The sequence below is a fragment of the Methanocaldococcus sp. genome, assembly GCF_024490875.1.
GTDB lineage: Archaea > AGJL01 > Methanococci > Methanococcales > Methanocaldococcaceae > Methanocaldococcus.
The window spans coordinates 1-23,338 of record NZ_JACCLX010000029.1; the positions used below are offsets into that span (position 1 = coordinate 1).

The following is a 23,338-nucleotide window of genomic DNA, read 5'->3' on the forward strand; positions in this document are numbered from 1 at the left end:
GTAGAAAGCTTCTTCTCCCTCCTTAAACGAAAAACTAAGTCCTTCTATAATAGATTCCCTAATAATTCCAAATTTATTACCATTATCTCCTGGCTTAATTCTTTCGCCTCCATCTATAACTACCTCTTATCCTTATCTTGACAATCTCACTTAAAAATAGAGAAAAGAAAATTATCTAAAATAATATAATAATATTAAATAAAAAAGTAAAATTATAACAACTTATTAATTGGATGATTATCTACAGGAGTTGTTCCCATTTCTTTTGCTGCTTCTGCAATAACTGCATCTGTCATAGCAACTGCTGGAAATGCTAATTGAGCGTTATCAATAGGTCCGTATAAGACGAAGTCCCCTGAAGCCATGACTTGAACTATATTTGCTCCAATATCACATACATGATGAACATCTTTTGCTAATTGGGTTAATCCTTCCTCTTTTAGTTTTTTTCTAAATGATCTTAACCAATCCCATGCTGAAGGAATGTTGTGAATACCACTTCCAGAAGGTAATCCTAATTTTGCTTTAACAGCAAATGTTGCTCTAACTGCTGGACCTGCACCATTTCCTAATGGTGTAACTGCTACATCAACTAATGGATATTTAATACCAGCTTGTTCTGCAAGTTCTAACATTCCTTTATCTGCTGTTTTTCCACCATTTAATAGAACATTTAATTTTCCTTCAACGGTTGAGTCCATTGGATCGAAACATAAAAGAATTGATGCTTCAAGGTCACTTTCAACTAAGTTTTGGAATTCTTCTTCATCAATAGAAACATTAATAGAGTTGTAAATACACTGATCGGCATAACCTGCCTCAGTTGCTCTTTTTGCTGCTGCCATTCTTGCCTCTTTTGCAGTTGAGTCAAGTAACATTGGACCATCCCAAATTTCAGCAACAAAGTCAATATACTTAACTAATGCTTCGGGAGTTCCACCAAATACCTGAACTAATGCTGGATTTCCAGTTGTATCTTCCATCTCTGCCTGTTTGTTTATTAAATCTTCAGCTGCTGCCTTGTCAAATATACCTTTTCTTTCATCTTCTACGATTTTATGCCTTGCATAAAATATAGTTCCAGACAATGCTGTTGGATATTCTCCTGGCTGACCACCGATTTTTCTACCAGCAATTTCTATAACCATTTGTTCTTTTTCAAATTTAAACATACAATCACCTCTATTATTTAATTTAATGAGATGACATTTTTATAATAAATTCCATTATCTTTAATAAATTAGGTAATATAATTGACAGTATGGTTCCAATAATCAACCCATAGGCAATACCTATATCTCTACCAACTTTTTTCCCAGCCCTTTGGAATATTTCAGCATTAGTATTTTCTACTTTCTCTTCAAGTTCATCTAATTTTTTCATTATTTGTTTAAATTCATCCTTTGGTGTAAGGATAGTCATTTAATTCACCCTATTATGGCTTTTAATATAATTGGAATTCCTACTAATACAATAGCACCAACTGCTCCAATAATTACTCCTGTTGTTGATTTTGTATATATTCCTGAAGCTAAACCAATGTCTCTCGTTATTAATCCTACTTTATACTCTAAATCTTCTAAGTGTTTGTCACAATGCTCTAAGTTTGGTTTTACCAATGTTGGAATTCCTTCAATTTCCATAATTGACACCTACTTATATTTTACTTATATTTTATAAAATTTTAATTTATAGTATTAATGTAAATAAAAGTATTGAGATAAATAAGCCAATAGCCAATCCTTGAATTTTTCCATTATAATATCCTGAATTATATTTTGAAAGTAATGCTGCAGAATTTATTTTTTCGGAAATCATTCTTATTCTTGCCTCTATTAAAGCAGTTTCTGGGGACATTGGTTTAATTGCCAAACCTTCCTCTTCTTCTCCACCCTTAGAACCTTCTAATTCTATTATCATTGGTTCTTCATCAATAGCTCCTGGATCTTTACTTAAACATTCTTTTATAGCCTGTGTTATTTTGTTAATATCTTCACAATCAATTAAGTCAATAACTTCAATAATTTGCCTTCTAAATCTCTCAACTGCTTCTTTATCTACATTTTCTAAGAATGGAATTGCCCCTTTTGCACCTATAATTTGCCCACTGTCATCAATACCATTTTCCCATAACGCTTTAAAACACTGTCCTGTTAGATGCCCCTGAACTTCAGAACCACAAAGGATCATAAATCTTATGTTAGGATTTGAAATATAATTTGCTATAACTTTTTCAATACCTAAATTTTCCGTGTGACATGGACCAGCAATAGCTGCTCCTGCTTCTACACATGCCTGTTCTAAACCATGAGAACCAAGTGTCACAACTCCAACACAACTCTCAGGATTTCCTACAACATATTCACCAGAAACTATTGGCCAACCTGGGGCTGGAGATTTTTTCTTTACCATAATTTACACCTCCTTATTGAATTAAGCCAGGATATAATTTAATTATTGCAAATATTACAAGTGTCATTATTGCTAAAGCTAACCAAAAACCAAAGAATATTCCTTTAAAATGTCCTGCTATTTCATAAACTTCTTCTCTATTTGGGAAGGATTTTAATGGTGGATTTCTTGGATCTAATGAGTTTTCAAACGCTATAACTAATTCTTCCAATTTTTTAATTCTTTCTTCCACAGGATGTAAATCCACCATTAAAATATCTTTTCTTGTTTCTGCTACCAATCCTGAATCAACATCCATAACAATATCAAGTTCAGGACATATTTTAACAATATCCATGTTTCCACCTTATTGTTCTTCTTTCTTAGGAATCTCAGGAACATAAAGAACTGCACAAGCATCTTTGAATGACATCTTTACAAATTTCACATAACATATAGCCCATAATATAATTGAAACTACCATAGATAACAGATCTAATTTTATAATTGAAAATATAAACCATGTTAAAAATCCACAGGCAACTGCCAATGTTAATGTTCTTTTATGGCTTTCATTTGGACCTAAACATGCATTAAATGGGTGTAATATTGCCATACCAGGAACTATAAATGCTAATGCCATTATTCCAGATTCTAATGCTCCTTTTATGTATAAGTTTGGATCTAATGAACCAACATATGCCGTAGTAAAACCTAACATTGCCAAAGCCCCTGCAACTGATAAATATGTCATACTTCTAACCATAACAGGAATTTTCATCCCTACTGGATTAACTGTCAATTTTCCTACTATAAATCCAAAGATAAGTGAAATAATTAATGTTAATATTGGTGCAACTAATGGAGTTATTCCAACTGCTTTAGGTATTAAAACACCTGCAACTGCTGATAATGTACCCATTCCTAAACTAACCATACCAATTGATGGAACTCCAGTACCTAATCCATATGATGCTACTTTTCTAACAGTATTTGCTCCAGCAACACATGCTGATGAAACTAACAATCCTCCAATTAACATTGATAAATAACCTGGTAAAAAGTTTGCAGCATAAATTCCAACAATTGATAAAACTACCCCTATTACAAACAATTGATTTTCTGGGATTATTTCAGTTGCATGACCTCCTCCACCATGTGACATATTTTACCACCTTAAATCCTTATTATTAATTTTAATTATTTTAAATAGCCATTAATATAGAAATTATTCCAAAGACGAATGAAGCTAATAATGATGCTAAAGCACCTTTAGGCATTCTTTTAAACTTAGGATCATGGAATCCTTCAATAGTACCCCCTATATTATAGGATGCAAGAACAGCATTTATAAAGAAAAATCCAAATGCTAACATACCAGCAGTAGCCATTGATAACCCTAATTTGACTAATGCAATATATGCTAAAGCCCCTCCAATACCTCCTAAAGCTGCTCCTATTAATCCACTAATAAAACATACTGTTGGAATACCATGTCCTGTAGTCCCTGGAGTAATATATGGTTTTTGTGGATCCTTTGTTATTGGATCTATTTCACATTTATCTGCTGCAGGAACAGTACCTACTCCAAACACATAAATTAACTGGGCAATAAACATTGTTACTCCAAGCATGATCATTGAACCAACGGCTCCTGATAATAAAATTAGAATGGCTCCAATTCCTGAAAGACCTACAATTGACGACATAACAGCCGCTGCCATCAAACCAGTGAATCCTGCTCCTGCTGCTAACTGTGTAGTCCCAGTACCTACCCCAGTAGATGTAGCCATTGCTGCTGGTGCTCCTCCAACTGGGATAAAATGAACACTCGCACTAACTATAGCTCCTGCAATAGTAATTTCAACTAAAGATAATATTAAATTAGCTATATCCATTAAGTATCACCCTAAGCATTATGATTTTATTTATATGGACCAAATTTGTTTCTTGCAAAGACTTCAACCTTTCTATTAGCAATTGCCAAAATTGCTACAATTATTAAACCAACAATTATTGAAATAATTGATGCTGAGATAGGATTATTCCCCTGTAAAATATTTCCAATAATCCCTCTCCAACCATCTAAGAAAACAATTAAACCAAAGCATAAACCAGTTAATACTCCACCAACTCTAACACAGAAATATGAAGAATCCATACTATTTCTTAAACCATACTCTGCTTTAATATCGATATCTCCATGGTTAGCAACAGGTACTCCTCCTCCAAATGGATATTTTTGATATTCTCTTTCAGCACCATAATGAACGTCTCCAGTTGAGGAACCAATTGCCCCAACAGTAATCCCAAATATTAACGCAATTAATGGCAATGGGAATGGATTTCCTAATATAGTATTAGCAATATATGACATTAAAACCATGCAAAATACTGCAATAAAACCATGTCCAACAATTGGACCAACATGACTCATTACAACATCCCAATAAACTGGCTGACCAAAGTTTTTTGACTGTCCTACAATTCTCCCCAAATATGCTGAAACTGCATATACTCCATGAACAAATGCAGCTATTCCTGTACCTAAAATCATTGCTAAAAGTGGAGATAATCCTAAGTTTATCAATGCATAGGCGATAGTTCCAGCAACTGCTACATATAATCCATAAGAAACTGGCTCCCCGGATATTGCCTTATTGTAATATCTATGTATATTTCCCATCTGCGGAGCCAACTGAACCTGAGAGTTTGGGTTTGATTGGGATCCTACATCTGATTCTGCATCTTCTGCACATCCGGCAATAGTTGCCAGTGCTCCATATAAAGCCAGTGCTCCAAGTGTAATTAATGTAGCATCCATTTTTTATTCACCTCTTTTTCTAAAATCTAAAATTTATATGTAGATATGGTCAATATATAAGGTTTTCTATTTGAATTTTTTAAAATTTTTTTAATTATATTTAACTTTCTTTTAATTAACCTTATTTTATTAAAACTAAATATTTCAATGTATGTGGCAATAAATAAAAAATAAGTTAGAAATTAATGAGCTGGAATTATTGGATCTCTTTCTCCTGCTGGCTCGAACTCTCTTAAAGCACCTCTTGCAAACTCTTTTCTTGGATATCTGAAGTCAAATACCAATGTTGGATCAGCAAATGCAACCTTAATCAATGGATTAAGTGCAAATGCATCTCCTCTTCCTGAGTGTGCTGCCTGTGTGATTCCTGCATATTCTCCTTGGTGTCCAACGTTCATTGCATAGTTTGGATAGTTAGGCCCTCTCAATTCTAATGGAGATCCTTCATCGTTTCTAAATGATAAGGAATTAGCGGCTCCACACTGATCTTGTAAATCATATCCATAGAATCCTAATCTACTGTGGTATTCTTTGTGTAAGATTTGACTTAAATACCATCCATTAACTCCAGCATTTGAGTTTCCTGTTGCCAATGCAACAGTAATTCCTGCTGCCGCAGCAGTAACTGCTGCTCTTTGTGATCCTCCAAAGTGATCTTCTAACAATGCTGGGAATGTATCATATTGTTCTAAAGCATACAAGGTTACTTCTGTTGCAATGTCTTCAATAACATCCATAGTTGGCTTTACACTGTTACATCCACCGTATTTTTTATTTATATAGTCATAACCATAGTATGAGAAGTCATCTAAGATATCATCAGTGTAAGATGCTGTAGCATACTGAGTGAATCCAACTCCACCAGACATGTAACTTCCTAACCAGATTTGGTCATATAACATTGCTCCTGCTCCGACAACTTCTAATGACTGCTCAACTGGATCGTCACTAACTCTTGATGTCTGAACGACATCTGCTAAAACTCCAAAGAACATTCCCCCTGGCTCATTAGGTCCTCTTGCTCTTCTTGCTGGTAAGAATGTTGCCATTTGAATAACATCTGCGTGCTTAGCTGCATAAGCAAAGTCAGCAATTGCTGCCTCTCCAGCACATAACTTGTATGCTGTAATGAATGACATACCAATCTGCATTGCACTCCATCTTGCAATAGTACCTCCATCACAAACTCTACCTGCTAATGTTGGAACTCTTGAAACTTGGTATGTTCTTTTACCAATTGCCTGTTTAATTTGTTCTGCTTGTTCTTCTGGGAATAACTTGTTTATATCGATTAAGAATCTTTTGTCAATCTCATCTGCTAATTCGTCATCTCCTGTAAATATTTTAGCATAACTATCCCAAACTAATGCTGGGTGAATTTCAACCATGTGCTCTTGAACAACTGCTCCTCCTGGTAATGCGTGGTTAATTGTCTCCATATATTCATTGATAGTTTCTGGAGTAACCTCTACCCCTAATCTTTTTTCTAATACAGCATGTGCTGTATCTAATCCAACTATAACTGTTCTTCTAATGTCATCCCAGAACTGTTGCATTGCAGCATTGTTCATAAAGTGTAAGTCATCACCTTCAACAATTGCATCAGTATTTGAAACTTTGTAAGGCATTAATTTTCTCTGACCTAATGGAACTCCAATATCTGGATTGTAGAAAGGAAGTCCTCCTCTTTTTTCAATTAACTTCTGTGCAGCTTCAACGAATTCTCTTTTTCTTTTTGATTGTCTCCATCCACCAAATACATAGAACTTTGTATATTTTTCTCTTGGATCTTCTTCAAACTTTTCTTTTAATGCTTTTAAGAACAATCTTTTTTCAGCATCCATCTGACTCACCTCTATAATTTTTTATTTATAAATAAAAATTTTAAAGAAATTATAGAATTTAAAGCTTTTCAAAGACATCTTCAACAGGAATAAATCCTCCTAATGTTCTTGCTCTGTGGATTCTTTTAACAACAATTAATAATTCTTCATCATTTCTTAACGGTACTCCATCAATTCTATAAATTGTTGTAATTTCTTTCAATTTTTCTTCTGGTAATGGTTCGCCAACATCAACTGGCTCATCTAATGGTCTACCTACTTGGTCTTTAACATATAAAACATGCCCTGTCTTTTCGTCATATACATATCTTTGGAGAGCATCAAACATTAAACCATTTTCATCTAATCTTAATGAGTGTCCATGAACTGTTGCTCCTCTAATTCCACATCTTGCTGGATCATAAAATGCTGTATCAATTAAGAAATTCTTTGATAATGCTTCTAAGTCACTTTCTCTCATTTCAATAACTTGTCTTCCTGATAATGTACCTGTATCTACTCCTCTAAATCTCCACATGTATGTTCTTGCTCTATCATAAGGTTGTGCTGGAGCAAAATACATTGAGTCAGTAAATTGAATATATCTAATTCTATGTCCTTCCTTAGCTCCATTTATTGGCTCGACCAAGTCTCTAACGTAATCTTCTGGCAAATCCATTTCTTCTAATGGTGGGTGAACTGTTTTGTAATCTTCTCCTGGCTGTCTGTGACCCATTATTTTAACAACATCATCATCTGGAATATCTCTCAACTTTTCTAACTGAAAATCTGGATTCATATGATCTCTTCTATTTTGAGCAATTTTTGTCTGACCTGGATAAAACTGTGGCTTGTATGCCATATAATCACCTCAAATTTAACTTTTTATATTATAGAAGTTTTAAATGCTTTTTTATTTTTCTAATAATTTCGTCAATTTTACTTTGAGGACAGGATTCTCCCCTAATAACTCCTGTCACAATATCAACAACAATTCCTTTGGTTTTAGGTTCTAATGGCATAACATTTATAGTCTTTACCCCATATTTGGCAAGGTCTTCCATATCCACAGGAGCTTGACAAACGATAATTGTTGGAATTTCCACATACTTTAAGAATAAAGCGGCTTTATATACAATATGACTAATAACATTTCCGAAATGTACTATACAAAGTTTATGTCTATTTATTTGTTCAGCCTCCTCTGGTTTAATTCCGAAAGTTGATCCCAAAGAACCTCTTGGAGCATCATGAGGAATTCCTGATCCAGCGTTTAATACGAGAACACTGGTTTGAATTCCTGCCTCTCTTATACCATATGTTATTTCACACACTGGTTTTGTTATATGCCTTCTTCCTGGTGACATCGCTACTACTACAACATCGTTTCTTAGAGCCTCTGCAAATGTCCCTCTCTGTGCTAATCCTCCTCCTTCTCCTAATCCCATCACTGCTCTACAATCTATAATTTGCTCTCTTCTACCAACGACCATATTTCATTCCTCATTTTTTTCTTTCTCTATAACTTTTACAGTATTAGCCATTCTACTTCTTGGATCTACCATCCCTATTAATCTTCTATCCATCTCATTTATTAAGAAAACTCCATCTTCTCCATATTTAATATAATCTGTAACTGTTGGTTTATCTTTTAAGAATTTCCCTACTCTCAAATCGTATCCAAATGGAAACATCTCTTTACAAATTTCATCTAATTTTTCTAATTCACTATCATCGCTGAGTGTTATCCAAAACCTCCCTGCCATAACTGTAAGTTCTACTGGAACTCCTTTAACATTAATTACTTTCCTTTCTGTGTGATTTACTGGTGTTCCTCTGGCAGGTCCATATGGAACAACTTTAGGAAGGGGTTGACCGTGGATAACCACTCTCTCCACGGTCTTTAAGTCATATATTTTATTAAGAAATTTTTCAGTTGTAGAGGCTTTTAAATACCTATAAGGGAAGATTTCAACTTCTATCATTATGATCACTTAGATCTTATCTTTAACTTCTAATGCCCCTTCAATGATATATTTTAATGGTTCTCTAAATTCATCAATTGCACTGAATACTGTTCCTACTAATGCAGAAGTTCTCTCTGGTGAGAACATTTGAGTTCCTGCATCTAAACACATTGCAGCTGCAACTGGTGGAATAGCAAATCCTTTGGAGTGTCTTGTAACAATGTGGTTTCCATTGAAGATACCTGGTCCTCCACCTCCATAGATGGAGTGACTGAAGAAACTGAAACCAACAGCAGTACCTTCTGCTCTACCGAAATCAACTCCTGGTAATCCAGTTTCATATTCTAAAATATCGTTGTAGTATAATATTGTTGATGCAATGTTTTGTGCTGCTCTAGCGGCTCCACAATTTACAATAGCTGCTGCAACTAAACCTGCTGCTGCATAAGCATTCCATTTAGCAACATCAACAGGTTTGTATAATGTAAATCCTGATGGTAAGGTTTTATCCTCTTTTATTACTCCATCTTCTAAGGCTCTTTCAATAACTGATGCTACAACTGATCCAACAGTTCCATTTTTACCGTTTGCTTTTACTAAATCAATTACTAAGTTGTCAGCATTTAATCCTTCATATGCTAATCCTAATAAATGTAATCTTTCAAATAATCCAACAGCGTCTCCCATTTCAAACATTGCAGTTTGCTCCATTATTGCCGCAAACGCTACAGCGTTCATAATATTCTTCTTAGTACATGCAACAAAGTGATTTACCATAATATTTCTTAATGCATAACCTGGACCTTCTAATGATAATGGACTACCTAATAGTGCCATAATATTTGAACCTTTCATTGAAACATCGTGTGGATATCCTCCTAAAATAGCAGCATGAACCATTGGAGCGTCAAAGATATCTACATCAAAAGTTCTTATAATCGCCTCTTTTAATGCCTGAGCAGTAACCAATACAGAAACTGAATATTCTGCTGCAATATCTAATCTTTTTGTTGGTATTTGAACAGCCATTTGTTTTCCATTATTAATTAATTTAATTGAAGTATCGTCATCTTCTGAAACTTTAATAACTTTTTCTACATATTCAGCAATTGTTTCAGCATTTTCGACAATTGGTAAATCTATTTCTCTCCCTTTAATTTTGCAACCTTTTCCACCAACACTACCTGTTTTTAATGCATTTTCAATACCTGCTAAGTTTACAGCAACTGTTCTCTTAACATCTCTAACTAACTTCTGAATTGTTGGATTGTACAATGGACTAATTGCTTCTAAGGGAACATTCTCCTCTACTAATTCACCTTTTTCGTTATACAAATTTATGGTGTCTTTATACTTAACCATATTAATCACACCCACATCTATTGGTTCGATATTTAGTATAATGATTTTTATATATTCTATTTTTCATTTAAAAAAAATCGTAAATTATATATATAAAATAGATTTAAAGTTCATATTTAAGATCTTCTACAAACATTTAAATAATTAAATTTATGTTAAATATTTATTTTATCAATTTATGATATAAATTATAAAACTACAATATTAAGTGGAAATATGAGGGAAAGTAGTTTATTGGTAGATTTAAAAGGAGAGCCAGGAATTAACTGTAATGGGTTTTGCAAATTTTGTTATTTTAGAAAAGTGAATAAAAAAAATCCAAAACCTTTGGGTTGTAGATACTGTCAATTTACATTTGGCTGTGATTATTGTACTTACTCAGTTAGAGAAATTAATGGAGATTTTATTCCTTTACCATTGGCATTAATGGAAGTGCAAAGCAGTTTATTATTTAAAAGATATAAAAAAGTTAATATCACCGGAGGAGGAGATATAAGTTGTTATCCTCAATTAGTTGATTTATGTAAATATATAAATAATATGGGATTGAACATACATCTTGGATATACATCAGGCAAAGGTTTTGATAATATAGAAATAGCCAAAAATTTAGTTGATTATGGAGTAGATGAAGTTACATTTTCAGTTTTTTCAACGAATGCAAAACTTAGAAAAGAGTGGATGAATGACAAAAATGCTGAAACTGCATTAAAATGCTTAAAATACTTTTGTGAGCATTGTGAAGTTCATTGTGCAATAATAGTTATTCCAGGAGTTAATGATGGTGAAGAATTAAAGAGAACTGTTTCAGATTTAGTAGATTGGGGAGCAAAGGCTGTTATATTAATGAGATTTGCAAATTCTGAAGAACAAGGATTAATATTAGGAAATGCTCCATTACTTGAAAATATAAAAACGCATACAGTTGAAGAATTTAAAAAGATAGTTGATGAAATTCACAACGAATTTGGAGACAGTATTAGAGTTACTGGAACCCCATTATATGATCCAGTTACAAAAACACCTTTTGCGTTGGCAGATGATGAAAATAAACATATTTTAGAAAGATTAAAAAATAAAATACATGGAGAGGCTACAATAATAACTGGAAATGTTGCCTACCCATTCTTAAAAAAGATTTTTGACGAAACTTCTGTTAATGTTGTTAAAGTCAATAAAGACATTGCAGATTTAATAACTTCTAAAGATTTAGAAAATCTAAATTTAAAAGATGTTAAAGAAACTGTTTTTATACCTCCTAAGGCATTTGTGCATGATAGAGTTGCTGAGGAACTTTTAAGTAGAGATGGAATAGAAAGAATAGTTGTTAGAGGCGTAGAGCAATTAACATTAGACGGAGAAGTGAGTGGAGTATATAGCAAAAAAGAAGCATTAGAATTTGAAATTAATGCATTTGAAGAGTTAATAGGAATGATTAACTTTTTTGGAATGAGAAAGAGATAAGTTATTATTTATTTCAACTGCATCTGTAATAATTTCCCTACGGCAAAACTTGGAGTTGCTAAGGAAACATCTTTACCATACAGTTCTTTTATAGAGATTATATTATAATCTGTTAATGCATCTTTTAAAATTTCCTCTCCCAAACCAGTTATAACTACATGTTTCAAATTATATCTCTTTGAAACACTATCAACATTTTTTCTAATTAAATTTAGTAGTTTATTGTAAAGTTTTTTTGCAAAGTCAATAATTTCATCCTCACTAACCATATTCAAATCAGCACACAAAACTCTTGCCAATCTTGTCAAACAACTTTTAAAATCTTTTCCTCCATTATCTGGAGTTTCACAACTATACTCATTTTCACTAATCTTATTAAGAATTAAAGAAATATCTGCTATTATGGAAAAGTATTCTGATGATAGATTTGTTAATTTTCCTCTAAATTCTATTTTATTAGCTAAAAAACTTACTGGTGTTCTTAATGCCCCAACATAAACAAGTTGGTTATTCATTAATCTATCTAAATCAGTTTTTTCTGCTAAAATCTTTTTGTTTTTTATTGGAATTATGTCTGTTGTCGTAGAGCCCATATCTACTAAAATACAACTCTCTTTTATAAATTCAGCAACAAATTTCCCTGTAGCCACCCAATTTGACGCTGAAACTTTTAAATAATTTTTCTTAGCCTCTTCTGTTGTTAAAAAATTTCCATCAACATCAAAAACATATATTGGACAATTAAAGGATTGCTCAACTTTATTTATTATGTCATAAACTCCCTCTTTTTTTGTTTTATAACAGTCTGCTAATTCAGCAGTCATTACTAATGCTACATATTCAACATTGTCATTGTTATAAGATTTCAATAAATCAGGTAATTCATCTTTTTTCTTCCACATTGGAAAATATATATGATGAATTTTATATCTATCATTATCAATCTCTGCAATTTTTGTATTTGCTCCTCCAATATCAATTCCTAAAATCATAAGTTTCACCAATTATAAATTTAATTAATTTTTATATTGGAATTATTTATGATAAAATCTTAAAATATTTATTCTTTGTCTATTTTATTTTTGTTTAACGGTGATCTATATATGAACGCATTTGTAGAAGTTCAAAAGTTATATAAAGAATATTACAAATTTGCAATAAAAAACAATATCCTTGAAGTCCCTGAAGATATTGAGCATAGGGAATTTGGTTATGGATATTTAAAAAAAGTCGATAATAGAAACTTATCCTTTAAAAATGAGAGAGTGTATAAAGATTGGGTTTTAAAAAATTCACCAATGCACTTATACAAATCCTTAGCTTATATGCTATATCCAAATAACCCCGGAGGGGCTGAAAAGAAAGGAGTATTTAGGAGAGAGTTAGCTTTTGATATAGATGTCCATAAAACTAATAAGTGTAAGCATGAGGATGATTGGATATGCAAATATTGTTTAGAGGAAGCAAAGAATCAAGTTATCTATTTAATTGAAGACTTTTTAATTCCAGATTTCGGATTAAATGAGGAGGATATAAAAATTGTATTTAGTGGTAATAGAGGTTATCATATCTATATAAAACCAAAAAATAATAAAATTAGAGACATTATTGAGAATTATTCAAAAGACGATAGAAAATTTTTAATTAACTACATCTTAGGAAAAAATTTAAATTTAAATATGGTTGGTAGATGTTGGAGAAGAAGATTAATAAAAGCAATTAAAGAGAAAGATAAAAGAATCTCAACAAAAAAACTAGAAAAAGAGAAAAATTGGAAAAAAATTATAGAAAATTTTAAATCTAAAAATAAAATTTATAAAATTATTGAAGAAACTAAAAATAAACTTGAATTAGATGAAAAGGTTATGGATGATGATATAAGATTATTGAGAGTTATTAACTCTTTACATGGATATACAGGTTTTATCGTTAAATCATTAAATAGTTTAGATGACCTAAAAAAATTTGACCCATTAAAAGATGCTATATTCAAAAATTTTGAAAATAAATTTTATGAGGTCAATATATATGACAGTAGAAAATTCGAAATTGAAATATGTGGAAAAAAATATACTAATAAAAGTAAGAAGGTTACTGGTTCAGTTTTGTTATATCTATTTGGACACAACATTAAATTTGAACTACTTGGATCCCATTAACTAATAATTTTCCAGCTTTTGTTTTTTTACTTTCTTTTTCTACAAATAACCTTATTTTTCCAGCCCTACAAAAGTGTTGAACTCTCAAACCCATATTTGTTAAAGTTTTATCATTAAATTCCTTGCCTATGTATTCCTTTAAGGTTTCTGACGTTGAACCACATGGAGCTTCTCTTAAAATTTCAACTTTTTTAATTATATTATCTTTAACATATAACTTTGCTTTGGGCTTTCCAAAAAACTTTAAAAATTCTTTTAATTGAGGATATTTATATAGATATTCTTTTAATTCATTTTCATCAATATTACACATTAAATCTGGACAAAAAGCATTTTTAAAACTCTCCAACTGTTTTTTGAATCCTAAACCTTTCCAAGCTCCTACAATAACAAAAGCTTTTTCATTAATTTCCTTTATTTTTTTAACAATTTCATAGGTTACATCTGGATTTAAAATATATGTGATAAACAAATTATAATTTTTTAATTTTTTAATAATTTTTTCATCTATTTCAATTTTATCAAAATCTTCATAATTATATTTGACTACAATAAAATCGCATGGAAATTTTGACTTAATGGTTTTATATGCTCTATCTCCATATAGTCCATCGCTTAAAATAGCTACTTTCACAGTTTCACCATATTTAAATATATTCAAATTAATAAATATAAACATCTAAAATAAAAATGGTAGCCCGGCGCGGATTCGAACCGCGGTCCCGGGGTCCAAAGCCCCGGATGATAGGCCACTACACCACCGGGCTACATCAAATGTAGGCAATTTAGTAAATACACATAACTTATATATATACTTTTCGGCGTAATGTTTATATATGAGTAATTATTTAATAATGCAAAGGTGCCTCGGTAGCTCAGCCTGGTGGAGCGCCTGCTTGGTAAGCAGGAGGTCGCGGGTTCAAACCCCGCCCGAGGCTCCATTTATTTTTTTACATACATAAATTTAATAAATTAAATCTTTAAATATATTGTTTATTTTAAGGTGTAATAAATGAAAGTTATAGGTAAAATTGGAAAAGGAGATAAAAAGCTTAAAGAAGATGAGTTAGACGAATTAAAATATAACTTACTTTTAGATTATATATCTAAAAAAGTTGATATTAGTGAAGGAAAAAGGGCTGTGAAAGATATAATTAGAGTTATATATAGGCATCAACCTATATCAACCAAAAAAATAGCACAAAAAACTAAATTACCATTACCAATAGTGGCTAAGGTTAGAACTATTTTAGAAAGAGAAAAACTATTAAAAAGATGTGAAAAGGGGGCTGAATTAACTGAAAAAGGATTAAAATTTGCTGAAAATGTTTTAAAATTGAAGTATAAAAAGTCTCTTACATGTAAAACTTGCAAAGGTAGAGGCATAGTATTAGATGAATTTTTTGAAGAGATTTTAAATAAAGTTAAAATATGGAGTAAAAAGAGACCAGTAGTTGATACATCATTAGACCAATCCTTTGCCACCCCTGAGACATCAACATACAGAGCGGCATTAATGTATGAGAGAGGAGATTTAGAGGGGAAGAATATTTTATTTGTTGGAGATGATGATCTAACCTCTCTACCAACAGCACTCACAAATATGGCTGAAAATATTGTGGTTGTAGATATAGATGAAAGAATTTTAAAGTTAATAGAAAAATTTGCAGAGAAGGAAAATGTTAATATTAAAACTGTTAAGCACGATTTAAGAAATCCACTACCTGAGGAGTTAAAAGAAAAGTTTGATGTAATTTCAACAGATCCTCCATATACTGTTGATGGTTTAAAGCTATTTTTGTCAAGAGGGATTGAAGGATTAGGGAAAGAAGGTATAGCATATTTATCTTATTCTCACAAACCTATAGAGGAATGGTTGTTAATTCAAAAAGCAATAACTGATATGGGATTCGTTATTTCTGAACTAATCCCCAACTTTAATTACTATGAAGGTAGTGAAATAATAGCAAATACTACATTTATATCAAGATTAATTGGAAAAGATTTAAAACCAAATATAGGAGACATAAATAAAATATACACTGGCTTAGTTAAGCCAGTTATTAGATATTATAAGTGTTTAAAATGTGGAAAAATTTATAAGGTTGGAGATAAAATAAAAAAAGTTGAAGATTTAGTTTGTGAATGTGGAAGTAAAAAATTTAAAATGATTAAGAGAGAAAAGATTAAAAATAAAAATGATTAAATTAATCAGAAATTACATCTAAGTTATACTTTTCAACTAAGTATATAACTCTCTCTATTTCTTCATAATTTAATATTCTATTTATATCTGGATATTCTTTTGCCTTATATTCTGGTCGATATTGAAACATAACATTAACTACAGCATTATATAGATTATTTGAAATAAATTGGAAAATTTTTTCTGTGCAACAGTCAATATGGTTTGGTAGAACTAAATGTCTTATTATAACTTCCTCATCTTTTATTAGGATATGGTTTCTGCCAACTATATCAAAATAGTTTTTAACCTTTGATAATCTTTCTCCACATTTGTTATTTCCAAATTTAAAATCAGTTAAAAATACATCAACAACGCCCTTTAATAAATTGAGAGATTCAACAGTTAGATACATATTTGAGTTCCAAACCACTGGAATATTTCTATTTAAATACTTCAATGTTTTTAGTATGCTCAATAAATTAGGAGTAGGTTCTCCACCAACAAAATTTACATTTTTTGAATATATTCTCTTATCTTCAATAATATTGGCAATTTTCTTAGGATTGTATGGAATACATCTATTTATTATTGATCTATCAAAATATACTTGAGATATATCCCAATTTTGACAAAAGACACATTTAAAATTACACCCACAGAAAAAAATTGTATGTGAGGGAATTAAAACTCTCTCTTCTCCAAAATGCAAAAATTCTGTAGAATAATAACTTTCTTTTATTCTACAAAATCCTCTTTCAATTTTTCTATTTACATAACATCTATGCTCACAAAACTTACAATTTTCAAAAATTCTTTTGGCAATTTCTATTTTCAAATCTAACAAGTTTGGAGATACATATTCAATATCATAGAAGTCAAACTTATTAAAATCAACTTTTTTTAATGTTCTATTGTGAATTTCCCACAATTCATTTATTTCTAAATCTTCAAAATTTTCAACTTCTATTGATTTAGATATTATAAATTTTGCTGGAATTATATCTTTTGAAACTCCTAAGTATCTTTCAAGTTTCATAATCTCCCTGTTTTATTTTTTAATTTAAATTAATAAATCATATCTTGTAAAAAATATAAAAAGTAATTTTAAAGTAATTTTATTCTTTAATTAAAACTGCATTGATTGTTCCATCCTGTCCTGGTCTTGAGGTAACTTTTGCTAATCCAATTTCAGTTTCGATAATTGCTCCTTTTGTTATAACGTTTCTTCTAATATAGTGAAGATTTGCAGTGTTTTCTTTAACTGTTAGTATTTTAACTTTTTTACAAGTGTTTGTTTCTGGATCTAATACATTGGCAAAATCAGCTCTAACAACTTTAACTTTTAAGTTACCTCCTCTTGTTCTAACTTTCTTTATTTTTAAACTATCTGCTACGTGTGTTTCTATAGGCTCTCTACCCATCTCATACTTTCTCTTTTTTCTTGCTGGTTTATATAAACCTCCTGTTGGTTTTCTTCTACTTCTACCTTGCCATACACTCATATTAACACCCAAAAATGGTTATTTGTTTTTATTAGTTTTTTATAGTCCTTATAATATTTACTTTAACTTTAAGGAGTTTAATGAATTATATCAATATGAAATATAAAAACTTAACTATGTAATTTAAAATAACAATCTCTTTATATATTTCAATTTAAAAGGTGAAAATATGACAAAAAAGCCTTATGTAATATCAAATGTAGGAATGTCATTAGATGGAAAGTTAGCCACAGTAAATAACGATTCAAGAATATCCTGTGAAGAGGATTTAATAAGAGTTCATAAAATTAGGGCTAATGTAGATGGAATTATGGTAGGTATTGGAACAGTTTTAAAGGATGATCCAAGATTAACAGTTCATAAAATTAAAAGTGATAAAAATCCTGTTAGAATGGTTGTTGATAGCAAGTTGAGAATTCCTCTAAATGCAAGAGTTTTAAACAAGGAGGCAAAAACTATAATTGCCACTACAGAAGATAGTAATGAAGAAAAAGAAAAGAAAATAAAAATATTGGAAGATATGGGAGTAGAAGTTGTTAGATGTGGTAGAGGAAAGGTAGATTTAAAAAAATTAATGGAGATACTTTATGAAAAAGGAATAAAAAGCATTTTGTTAGAGGGAGGGGGAACATTAAACTGGGGTATGTTTAAGGAAGGTTTAGTAGATGAAGTTTCTGTCTATATAGCTCCAAAAATATTTGGTGGAAAAGATGCTCCTACCTATGTAGATGGAGAGGGTTTTAAGACAGTTGATGAATGTGTTAAATTAGAATTAAAAAACTTTTATAAATTGGGAGAGGGAATTGTTTTAGAATTTAAAGTGAAGAAGTGATAGAATATGCTCCCAAATAAAAAAGGTTTAGAGATTATTAGAAAATATATGAAAATATACAATGGAAGTAATGAAGATTATATTAAAGAACATTTAGTTAAAGAATTAAAAGAAAACAATGTTTTAGTAGAAACTGAAGATGGAACCTATACTTTAAAATCTGAAAATGAAGAGGAAATGATGCACTCAAAAGTCGGGGCTTTGAAAGAGTCAATTTATAAATTTGTTAAACCTTCAAATATTGAAAATTTAGAAAATCCAAGAGTTTTAGATTTGTGTAGTGGTTTATGTTATAATGCTATATCTGCTCTACATTATAATAAAAACAGCAAAATAGATATGGTTGAAATTTGTGAAGAGGTTTTATTTTTAACTTTATTTTTAGATATTCCATTTAAAGAGCATGAAATTATAAAAGACAAAGTTAGAGAGTATTTTTTAAATAAAATAGGAATTAAATACAAGTCAGAATATGACAATATTAATATATATGTCGAAGATGCAAGAAAATTTATTGTAAATTGTAATAAAAAATATGATATAGTTTTTCACGATGCCTTTTCTCCTAAGAGAGACCCAACATTATACACTTACGATTTTTTAAGAGAAATTTACAAAAGATTAAATGATAATGGAGTAATAATATCTTATTCATCATCAATTCCTTTTAGAAGTGCATTAGTTAGTTGCGGATATATAATTTCAGAAAGAGAGAGTATTGGAAGAAAAAGAGGTATTACTTTGGGATATAAAAATCCAAATTTTAAGCCAAACAGAATTAATAAAATTGATGAAAGAGTTATAGCCCTATCAATTAATGCAATCCCATATAGAGATGAAACTTTAAATTTAACAAAGGAAGAAATTATAAAAAATAGAAATATTCGTAAAGAAAAATTAAGAGAAAAATTAATTAAAGTTGGTAAGTATATCTCAACTAAACAGATAAAAAAAGGAAACATTCCAGAAGATATTTTAAAAATTCAAGAAGAGAATTTAAATTCCTCAGAAATTATTATAAAGATGAGAAGAGAATTCTTTAAGGACATATATGATGAGATTTTTTCTATTTATTAAATCTTTCAAAAATAATAAAATATTTATTTGCCTTTCAAATTAAAATAAAAATTAAAGATACAAATTAAAACAAAAGGTGAAAAGATGAAAATAAATGTTGGTGTCTTAGGGGCTACTGGTAGCGTAGGGCAGAGATTTGTTCAGTTGTTGGCAGAGCATCCAATGTTTGAATTAACAGTTTTAGCCGCATCAGAGAGAAGTGCTGGAAAAAAGTATAAAGATGCCTGTTATTGGTTCCAAGATAGGGATATTCCTGAAAATATAAAAGATATGGTTGTAGTTCCGACAGATCCTAAGCATGAAGCATTTGAAGATGTTGATATTGTGTTTTCAGCCTTACCATCAGATTTAGCTAAAAAGTTTGAACCAGAATTTGCTAAAGAAGGAAAGTTAGTTTTCTCTAACGCATCAGCTTATAGAATGGAGGAAGATGTCCCATTAGTCATTCCAGAAGTTAATGCCGACCATCTAAATTTAATAGAAATTCAGAGAGAAAAGAGAGGATGGGATGGAGCAATAATAACAAACCCTAACTGTTCAACAATTTGTGCAGTAATTACATTAAAGCCTATTATGGATAAATTTGGTTTAGATTCAGTTATTATAACTACATTGCAGGCAGTTAGTGGAGCAGGATATAATGGAGTTCCTTCAATGGCAATTTTAGATAATTTAATTCCATTTATTAAAAATGAAGAAGAAAAAATGCAAACAGAGAGTTTAAAACTTTTAGGAACTTTAAAAGATGGCAAAGTTGAATTTGCTAAATTTAAATTAAGTGCTTCATGTAATAGAGTGGCAGTTATAGATGGACATACAGAATGTATATTTGTTAAAACTGAAAATGGAGCTGAGCCAGAGGAGATAAAGGAAGTTATGGATAAATTTGATCCATTAAAAGATTTAAACCTTCCAACTTATGCTAAACCAATAGTTATTAAGGAAGAAATAGATAGACCTCAGCCAAGATTAGATAGAAACATTGGAAATGGTATGAGTATAGTTGTTGGTAGAATTAGAAAAGATCCAATATTTGATGTTAAATACGTTGCATTAGAGCATAACACAATTAGAGGAGCAGCAGGAGCAAGTGTATTAAATGCAGAATACTTCGTTAAAAAGTATTTATAAAGATTTATAACTTTTTATTACTTTCTTTCTAATACTTTTTCAAAATTGACATCAGTAGGATACTTTCCAGTTAAACAAGCTAAGCATAAATCTTTTCTACCAATTGCTTTAATTAACCCTTCCAACGATATATATCCAATAGATTCTACTCCAAGATCTTTTCTAATCTCCTCTTCTGTTTTATTTGAAGCAATAAGTTCTTTTTTAGTCGCCATATCTATACCATAATAACAAGGAGATATAATTTTAGGGCATCCTATTCTTAGATGCACTTCTTTTGCTCCAGCCTTTCTAACCATATTTACAATTCTCCTTGAAGTAGTTCCTCTAACAATACTGTCATCTACTAAAACAACCCTTTTACCTTCTAAAACACTTTTTACTGGACTTAGTTTTAATCTAACAGCCAACTCCCTTTCATTTTGGGATGGTAAAATAAAAGTTCTCCCTACATATCTATTTTTTATCAAACCTTCATAGTATGGAATTTTTGACTCTTCAGAAAAACCTAATGCAAAAGTAACTCCTGAATCTGGAATTGGAGAAACTACATCGGCATCTACTGGATGTTCCTTAGCCAAAATTTTTCCTATATTTTTTCTAACTTTATATACACTTATTCCATCAATTGTTGAATCTGGTCTTGCAAAATATACATACTCAAACATGCAGGTTGTCGCTCCCTCATATATTGAAGGAGCATTAACACATACAGGATCATAGTTTTTGGAAATATCATAATCAAATTCATAAGATGTTATTTCTCCATTCTTAATTTCTATAATCTCTCCAGGTTTTACATCTCTAATAAACTCAGCATCTAATGTTGTTAAAGCACAATCTTCTGAAGAAACATATATATTATTTTCATCTCTTCCAATACATAATGGTTTAAATCCTCGTGGGTCTCTAATGGCTATTAACGAATCGTTAAACATTATTAAAAGTGAATAAGCCCCAACGAGTTTTTTTAATGTATTTTTTATTGCCTCAATTTTATCAGAAGTTTTTAACAACTCTCTAACTAAGAGTTGGGCTATAACTTCAGAGTCTGTAGAAGAAACAAATATGTGCCCTTTTGATTCCAACTCTTTTCTTAATTCATTTGAATTTACTAAATCACCATTATGAGCTATTGCTATATTACCAAAAGAACTTTTAACTACAAATGGCTGACAGTTTTCAACAGATTTTCCACCAGTTGTTGAATATCTCACATGCCCAATTCCAATGTATCCAAATAGATTTTGCAGTATTTCACTTTTAAAGACATCTGTTACTAATCCAACATTTTTATAGTAGTGTATATTTTTTCCATCACTTGTAGCAATTCCTGCTCCTTCTTGTCCTCTATGTTGTAAAGCAAATAATCCATAATAAATTCTCTTTGCAACATTTAGTTTTTCATAAGAATAAACTCCAAATATCCCACACATGTTGATAACCTTTTTATTTTTGTTTTTTATAAAGAAAATCATTGAAAAATTAAAATAAATTTAATAAAAATTGGAACTCTAAATCTCTAAAAATTAAAAGAATTTGTTAATATTTAATGTTTAGGTTATTTAACCTAATATAATATATTTATCTTTGTATTTAACTACTGACTTTCCTACAATTTTTTCTCCATTAATATCTAAACTATTAACAACTCTCCCAATTATTTGGGCTGGAATATCATACTTGTTAGAGATTTTTATAACTTTGTCTGCATCTTCTTCATCAACAATTACACAAAAGCCAATTCCCATATTGAATGTTCTAAACATCTCTTCATCACTTACATTCCCCAATCTTTGAATTTCTTTAAATATTGGTAATGGCTCTGGAAGATTGTCAATATAATATGTAACATTGTTATTCAATCTCTTAAGTTTTCTAAAGCTACCTCCTGTAATATGGGCTAATCCTTTAACATTAATATCTTTATCTCTAACCATTTCTAAGATTGGCTTTACATAAATTCTTGTTGGTGTTAAAAGTTCTTCAGCAACTGTCTTTCCATAAGATAGTTTATCGAAAACATCTAACTTGGCTATATCAAAAAATACCTTCCTCGCCAATGATAAACCATTACTATGAATTCCAGAACTTCTCAATCCAACAATTACATCTCCCGGTTTAACATCTCTTCCAGTTATAATTTCATCTTTTTTAACTATTGCTAAGACAGTCCCTGCTAAATCAATTCCTTTAATCATATCTGGTAAAGTGGCAGTTTCTCCTCCAATTATGTTTATATTTGCCTCTTTCGCACCCTCATTCAAACCTTTACCAATTTGTTCAGCAATTTCCTCAGTTATATGTCCCACTGCTAAGTAATCTACCAAGGCTATTGGCTCAGCCCCTATACATATAGCATCATTTACATTCATAGCAATCATATCTATTCCTACAGTATCAAATTTATTAGCCATTTCAGCCACTATCATCTTACTTCCTACTCCATCAGTAGATAAAACCAAATAATAGTCTAAAAATTCAACAGCCCCAGCGTAATGTAATCCTAACTCAGCTGGTTTTATATCACTTCTCTTAAATTTTATCTGTGAAACTAAAGATTTAATTATTTTATCTTCATACAAGATATCTACTCCTGCATCTTTATATGTAACCAT

Annotated in this window: 25 protein-coding genes, 2 tRNA genes and 1 pseudogene; 8 read left to right on the forward strand and 20 right to left on the reverse strand. The window is 30.7% G+C overall.

Translation table 11 applies throughout. The features are described 5' to 3' along the window. A pseudogene (locus HZY31_RS05250) lies at positions 1-141 on the forward strand (IS6 family transposase); the annotation flags it as partial. A gap of 71 nt (positions 142-212) precedes the next feature. Here the strand turns inward: HZY31_RS05250 and mtrH are convergent. From mtrH to mcrB, 13 genes are all read right to left on the reverse strand, one after another. Continuing rightward, positions 213-1,172: a tetrahydromethanopterin S-methyltransferase subunit H gene (gene mtrH / locus HZY31_RS05255; protein ID WP_297318393.1), complete on the reverse strand. Its 960-nt coding sequence runs from the start codon at positions 1,170-1,172 to the stop codon at positions 213-215. Between the two features lie 22 nt (positions 1,173-1,194). After that, complete coding sequence (gene mtrG / locus HZY31_RS05260; protein ID WP_297318394.1) at positions 1,195-1,422, reverse strand: tetrahydromethanopterin S-methyltransferase subunit MtrG; 228 nt, start codon at positions 1,420-1,422, stop codon at positions 1,195-1,197. Between the two features lie 5 nt (positions 1,423-1,427). After that, complete coding sequence (gene mtrF, locus HZY31_RS05265; RefSeq protein ID WP_297318395.1) at positions 1,428-1,643, reverse strand: tetrahydromethanopterin S-methyltransferase subunit F; 216 nt, start codon at positions 1,641-1,643, stop codon at positions 1,428-1,430. 46 nt (positions 1,644-1,689) lie between these two features. Then, positions 1,690-2,412, reverse strand: a complete 723-nt coding sequence (mtrA, locus tag HZY31_RS05270) for a tetrahydromethanopterin S-methyltransferase subunit A (RefSeq protein ID WP_297318396.1) — start codon at positions 2,410-2,412, stop codon at positions 1,690-1,692. A 13-nt stretch (positions 2,413-2,425) separates the two neighbouring features. Next, positions 2,426-2,749 carry a tetrahydromethanopterin S-methyltransferase subunit B gene (locus HZY31_RS05275; protein WP_297318397.1) on the reverse strand — a complete coding sequence of 108 codons (324 nt, stop codon included), beginning with the start codon at positions 2,747-2,749 and terminating at the stop codon, positions 2,426-2,428. A gap of 9 nt (positions 2,750-2,758) precedes the next feature. After that, entirely contained in the window at positions 2,759-3,556 is a 798-nt protein-coding gene (mtrC, locus tag HZY31_RS05280) for a tetrahydromethanopterin S-methyltransferase subunit MtrC (RefSeq protein ID WP_297318398.1), read from the reverse strand. Positions 3,557-3,596: 40 nt separating this feature from the next. Continuing rightward, positions 3,597-4,289: a tetrahydromethanopterin S-methyltransferase subunit D gene (gene mtrD / locus HZY31_RS05285; protein WP_297318399.1), complete on the reverse strand. Its 693-nt coding sequence runs from the start codon at positions 4,287-4,289 to the stop codon at positions 3,597-3,599. A gap of 26 nt (positions 4,290-4,315) precedes the next feature. Then, positions 4,316-5,215, reverse strand: coding sequence for a tetrahydromethanopterin S-methyltransferase subunit E (gene mtrE / locus HZY31_RS05290; RefSeq protein ID WP_297318400.1), 900 nt, complete (start codon positions 5,213-5,215; stop codon positions 4,316-4,318). A gap of 182 nt (positions 5,216-5,397) precedes the next feature. Beyond that, positions 5,398-7,059: a coenzyme-B sulfoethylthiotransferase subunit alpha gene (gene mcrA, locus HZY31_RS05295; RefSeq protein WP_297318401.1), complete on the reverse strand. Its 1,662-nt coding sequence runs from the start codon at positions 7,057-7,059 to the stop codon at positions 5,398-5,400. A 58-nt stretch (positions 7,060-7,117) separates the two neighbouring features. Continuing rightward, the gene (gene mcrG / locus HZY31_RS05300; protein ID WP_297318402.1) at positions 7,118-7,900 is read right to left on the reverse strand and encodes a coenzyme-B sulfoethylthiotransferase subunit gamma; all 783 of its coding nucleotides are present in this window, start codon (positions 7,898-7,900) and stop codon (positions 7,118-7,120) included. A gap of 28 nt (positions 7,901-7,928) precedes the next feature. Beyond that, positions 7,929-8,531 (reverse strand): methyl-coenzyme M reductase I operon protein C, encoded by a 603-nt coding sequence (gene mcrC, locus HZY31_RS05305; protein ID WP_297318403.1) that lies wholly within the window; start codon positions 8,529-8,531, stop codon positions 7,929-7,931. A gap of 3 nt (positions 8,532-8,534) precedes the next feature. Next, complete coding sequence (gene mcrD / locus HZY31_RS05310) at positions 8,535-9,023, reverse strand: methyl-coenzyme M reductase operon protein D (protein WP_297318404.1); 489 nt, start codon at positions 9,021-9,023, stop codon at positions 8,535-8,537. Between the two features lie 9 nt (positions 9,024-9,032). After that, positions 9,033-10,367, reverse strand: a complete 1,335-nt coding sequence (mcrB, locus tag HZY31_RS05315) for a coenzyme-B sulfoethylthiotransferase subunit beta (protein WP_297318405.1) — start codon at positions 10,365-10,367, stop codon at positions 9,033-9,035. 216 nt (positions 10,368-10,583) lie between these two features. Between mcrB and mmp10 the strand changes: the two genes are divergently transcribed. Further along, positions 10,584-11,831: a methyl coenzyme M reductase-arginine methyltransferase Mmp10 gene (mmp10, locus tag HZY31_RS05320; protein WP_297318406.1), complete on the forward strand. Its 1,248-nt coding sequence runs from the start codon at positions 10,584-10,586 to the stop codon at positions 11,829-11,831. 8 nt (positions 11,832-11,839) lie between these two features. Here the strand turns inward: mmp10 and mfnF are convergent, their stop codons facing one another. Then, positions 11,840-12,823, reverse strand: a complete 984-nt coding sequence (gene mfnF / locus HZY31_RS05325; protein WP_297318407.1) for a (4-{4-[2-(gamma-L-glutamylamino)ethyl]phenoxymethyl}furan-2-yl)methanamine synthase — start codon at positions 12,821-12,823, stop codon at positions 11,840-11,842. 111 nt (positions 12,824-12,934) lie between these two features. On the opposite strand from mfnF, the gene priS reads away from it, so the two are divergent. Continuing rightward, complete coding sequence (gene priS / locus HZY31_RS05330) at positions 12,935-13,990, forward strand: DNA primase catalytic subunit PriS (protein WP_297318408.1); 1,056 nt, start codon at positions 12,935-12,937, stop codon at positions 13,988-13,990. On the opposite strand, the gene HZY31_RS05335 is transcribed toward priS, so the two are convergent. Both HZY31_RS05335 and HZY31_RS05340 read right to left on the reverse strand, forming a co-directional pair. After that, the gene (locus HZY31_RS05335; protein WP_297318409.1) at positions 13,962-14,624 is read right to left on the reverse strand and encodes a DUF166 domain-containing protein; all 663 of its coding nucleotides are present in this window, start codon (positions 14,622-14,624) and stop codon (positions 13,962-13,964) included. The two genes, priS and HZY31_RS05335, sit on opposite strands and share 29 nt — an antisense overlap. Before the next feature lie 57 nt (positions 14,625-14,681). Then, positions 14,682-14,757: transfer RNA gene (locus HZY31_RS05340), tRNA-Gln, on the reverse strand. A gap of 97 nt (positions 14,758-14,854) precedes the next feature. Between HZY31_RS05340 and HZY31_RS05345 the strand changes: the two genes are divergently transcribed. Continuing rightward, positions 14,855-14,931 (forward strand) — tRNA-Thr (locus tag HZY31_RS05345). Between the two features lie 71 nt (positions 14,932-15,002). Further along, positions 15,003-16,196 (forward strand): bis-aminopropyl spermidine synthase family protein, encoded by a 1,194-nt coding sequence (locus HZY31_RS05350; protein ID WP_297318410.1) that lies wholly within the window; start codon positions 15,003-15,005, stop codon positions 16,194-16,196. A gap of 1 nt (position 16,197) precedes the next feature. Here HZY31_RS05350 and HZY31_RS05355 read toward each other — a convergent pair whose 3' ends face one another. Together HZY31_RS05355 and HZY31_RS05360 are read right to left on the reverse strand one after the other, a co-directional pair. Next, positions 16,198-17,214 (reverse strand): radical SAM protein, encoded by a 1,017-nt coding sequence (locus HZY31_RS05355; protein ID WP_297318411.1) that lies wholly within the window; start codon positions 17,212-17,214, stop codon positions 16,198-16,200. Positions 17,215-17,293: 79 nt separating this feature from the next. Then, complete coding sequence (locus HZY31_RS05360; protein WP_297318412.1) at positions 17,294-17,680, reverse strand: 30S ribosomal protein S8e; 387 nt, start codon at positions 17,678-17,680, stop codon at positions 17,294-17,296. A 169-nt stretch (positions 17,681-17,849) separates the two neighbouring features. Here HZY31_RS05360 and HZY31_RS05365 point away from each other — a divergent pair, with 169 nt between their 5' ends. From HZY31_RS05365 to asd, 3 genes are all read left to right on the forward strand, one after another. Further along, complete coding sequence (locus tag HZY31_RS05365) at positions 17,850-18,512, forward strand: 2,5-diamino-6-(ribosylamino)-4(3H)-pyrimidinone 5'-phosphate reductase (protein ID WP_297318413.1); 663 nt, start codon at positions 17,850-17,852, stop codon at positions 18,510-18,512. A 6-nt stretch (positions 18,513-18,518) separates the two neighbouring features. Beyond that, a complete protein-coding gene (locus HZY31_RS05370; protein ID WP_297318414.1) occupies positions 18,519-19,589 on the forward strand; it encodes an MnmC family methyltransferase in 1,071 nt (356 codons plus the stop codon). 84 nt (positions 19,590-19,673) lie between these two features. Continuing rightward, positions 19,674-20,720 (forward strand): aspartate-semialdehyde dehydrogenase, encoded by a 1,047-nt coding sequence (gene asd, locus HZY31_RS05375; RefSeq protein ID WP_214400271.1) that lies wholly within the window; start codon positions 19,674-19,676, stop codon positions 20,718-20,720. 17 nt (positions 20,721-20,737) lie between these two features. Here the strand turns inward: asd and purF are convergent, their stop codons facing one another. Further along, positions 20,738-22,156, reverse strand: a complete 1,419-nt coding sequence (gene purF, locus HZY31_RS05380) for an amidophosphoribosyltransferase (protein WP_297318459.1) — start codon at positions 22,154-22,156, stop codon at positions 20,738-20,740. Positions 22,157-22,285: 129 nt separating this feature from the next. After that, positions 22,286-23,338, reverse strand: coding sequence for a phosphoribosylformylglycinamidine cyclo-ligase (gene purM, locus HZY31_RS05385; RefSeq protein WP_297318415.1), 1,053 nt, complete (start codon positions 23,336-23,338; stop codon positions 22,286-22,288).

Coding starts and splice junctions, on each gene's coding strand:
- mcrB (WP_297318405.1), bottom strand. CDS start 10,367: ATGGTTAAGTATAAAGACACCATAAATTTGTATAACGAAAAAGGTGAA.
- mmp10 (WP_297318406.1), top strand. CDS start 10,584: ATGAGGGAAAGTAGTTTATTGGTAGATTTAAAAGGAGAGCCAGGAATT.
- HZY31_RS05275 (WP_297318397.1), bottom strand. CDS start 2,749: ATGGATATTGTTAAAATATGTCCTGAACTTGATATTGTTATGGATGTT.
- HZY31_RS05365 (WP_297318413.1), top strand. CDS start 17,850: ATGACAAAAAAGCCTTATGTAATATCAAATGTAGGAATGTCATTAGAT.
- mcrA (WP_297318401.1), bottom strand. CDS start 7,059: ATGGATGCTGAAAAAAGATTGTTCTTAAAAGCATTAAAAGAAAAGTTT.
- mtrC (WP_297318398.1), bottom strand. CDS start 3,556: ATGTCACATGGTGGAGGAGGTCATGCAACTGAAATAATCCCAGAAAAT.
- mfnF (WP_297318407.1), bottom strand. CDS start 12,823: ATGATTTTAGGAATTGATATTGGAGGAGCAAATACAAAAATTGCAGAG.
- mtrA (WP_297318396.1), bottom strand. CDS start 2,412: ATGGTAAAGAAAAAATCTCCAGCCCCAGGTTGGCCAATAGTTTCTGGT.
- mtrG (WP_297318394.1), bottom strand. CDS start 1,422: ATGACTATCCTTACACCAAAGGATGAATTTAAACAAATAATGAAAAAA.
- mcrC (WP_297318403.1), bottom strand. CDS start 8,531: ATGGTCGTTGGTAGAAGAGAGCAAATTATAGATTGTAGAGCAGTGATG.
- mtrF (WP_297318395.1), bottom strand. CDS start 1,643: ATGGAAATTGAAGGAATTCCAACATTGGTAAAACCAAACTTAGAGCAT.
- mcrD (WP_297318404.1), bottom strand. CDS start 9,023: ATGATAGAAGTTGAAATCTTCCCTTATAGGTATTTAAAAGCCTCTACA.
- mcrG (WP_297318402.1), bottom strand. CDS start 7,900: ATGGCATACAAGCCACAGTTTTATCCAGGTCAGACAAAAATTGCTCAA.
- mtrD (WP_297318399.1), bottom strand. CDS start 4,289: ATGGATATAGCTAATTTAATATTATCTTTAGTTGAAATTACTATTGCA.
- purF (WP_297318459.1), bottom strand. CDS start 22,156: ATGTGTGGGATATTTGGAGTTTATTCTTATGAAAAACTAAATGTTGCA.
- HZY31_RS05350 (WP_297318410.1), top strand. CDS start 15,003: ATGAAAGTTATAGGTAAAATTGGAAAAGGAGATAAAAAGCTTAAAGAA.
- mtrE (WP_297318400.1), bottom strand. CDS start 5,215: ATGGATGCTACATTAATTACACTTGGAGCACTGGCTTTATATGGAGCA.
- priS (WP_297318408.1), top strand. CDS start 12,935: ATGAACGCATTTGTAGAAGTTCAAAAGTTATATAAAGAATATTACAAA.
- HZY31_RS05360 (WP_297318412.1), bottom strand. CDS start 17,680: ATGAGTGTATGGCAAGGTAGAAGTAGAAGAAAACCAACAGGAGGTTTA.
- HZY31_RS05355 (WP_297318411.1), bottom strand. CDS start 17,214: ATGAAACTTGAAAGATACTTAGGAGTTTCAAAAGATATAATTCCAGCA.
- HZY31_RS05370 (WP_297318414.1), top strand. CDS start 18,519: ATGCTCCCAAATAAAAAAGGTTTAGAGATTATTAGAAAATATATGAAA.
- purM (WP_297318415.1), bottom strand. CDS start 23,338: ATGGTTACATATAAAGATGCAGGAGTAGATATCTTGTATGAAGATAAA.
- asd (WP_214400271.1), top strand. CDS start 19,674: ATGAAAATAAATGTTGGTGTCTTAGGGGCTACTGGTAGCGTAGGGCAG.
- mtrH (WP_297318393.1), bottom strand. CDS start 1,172: ATGTTTAAATTTGAAAAAGAACAAATGGTTATAGAAATTGCTGGTAGA.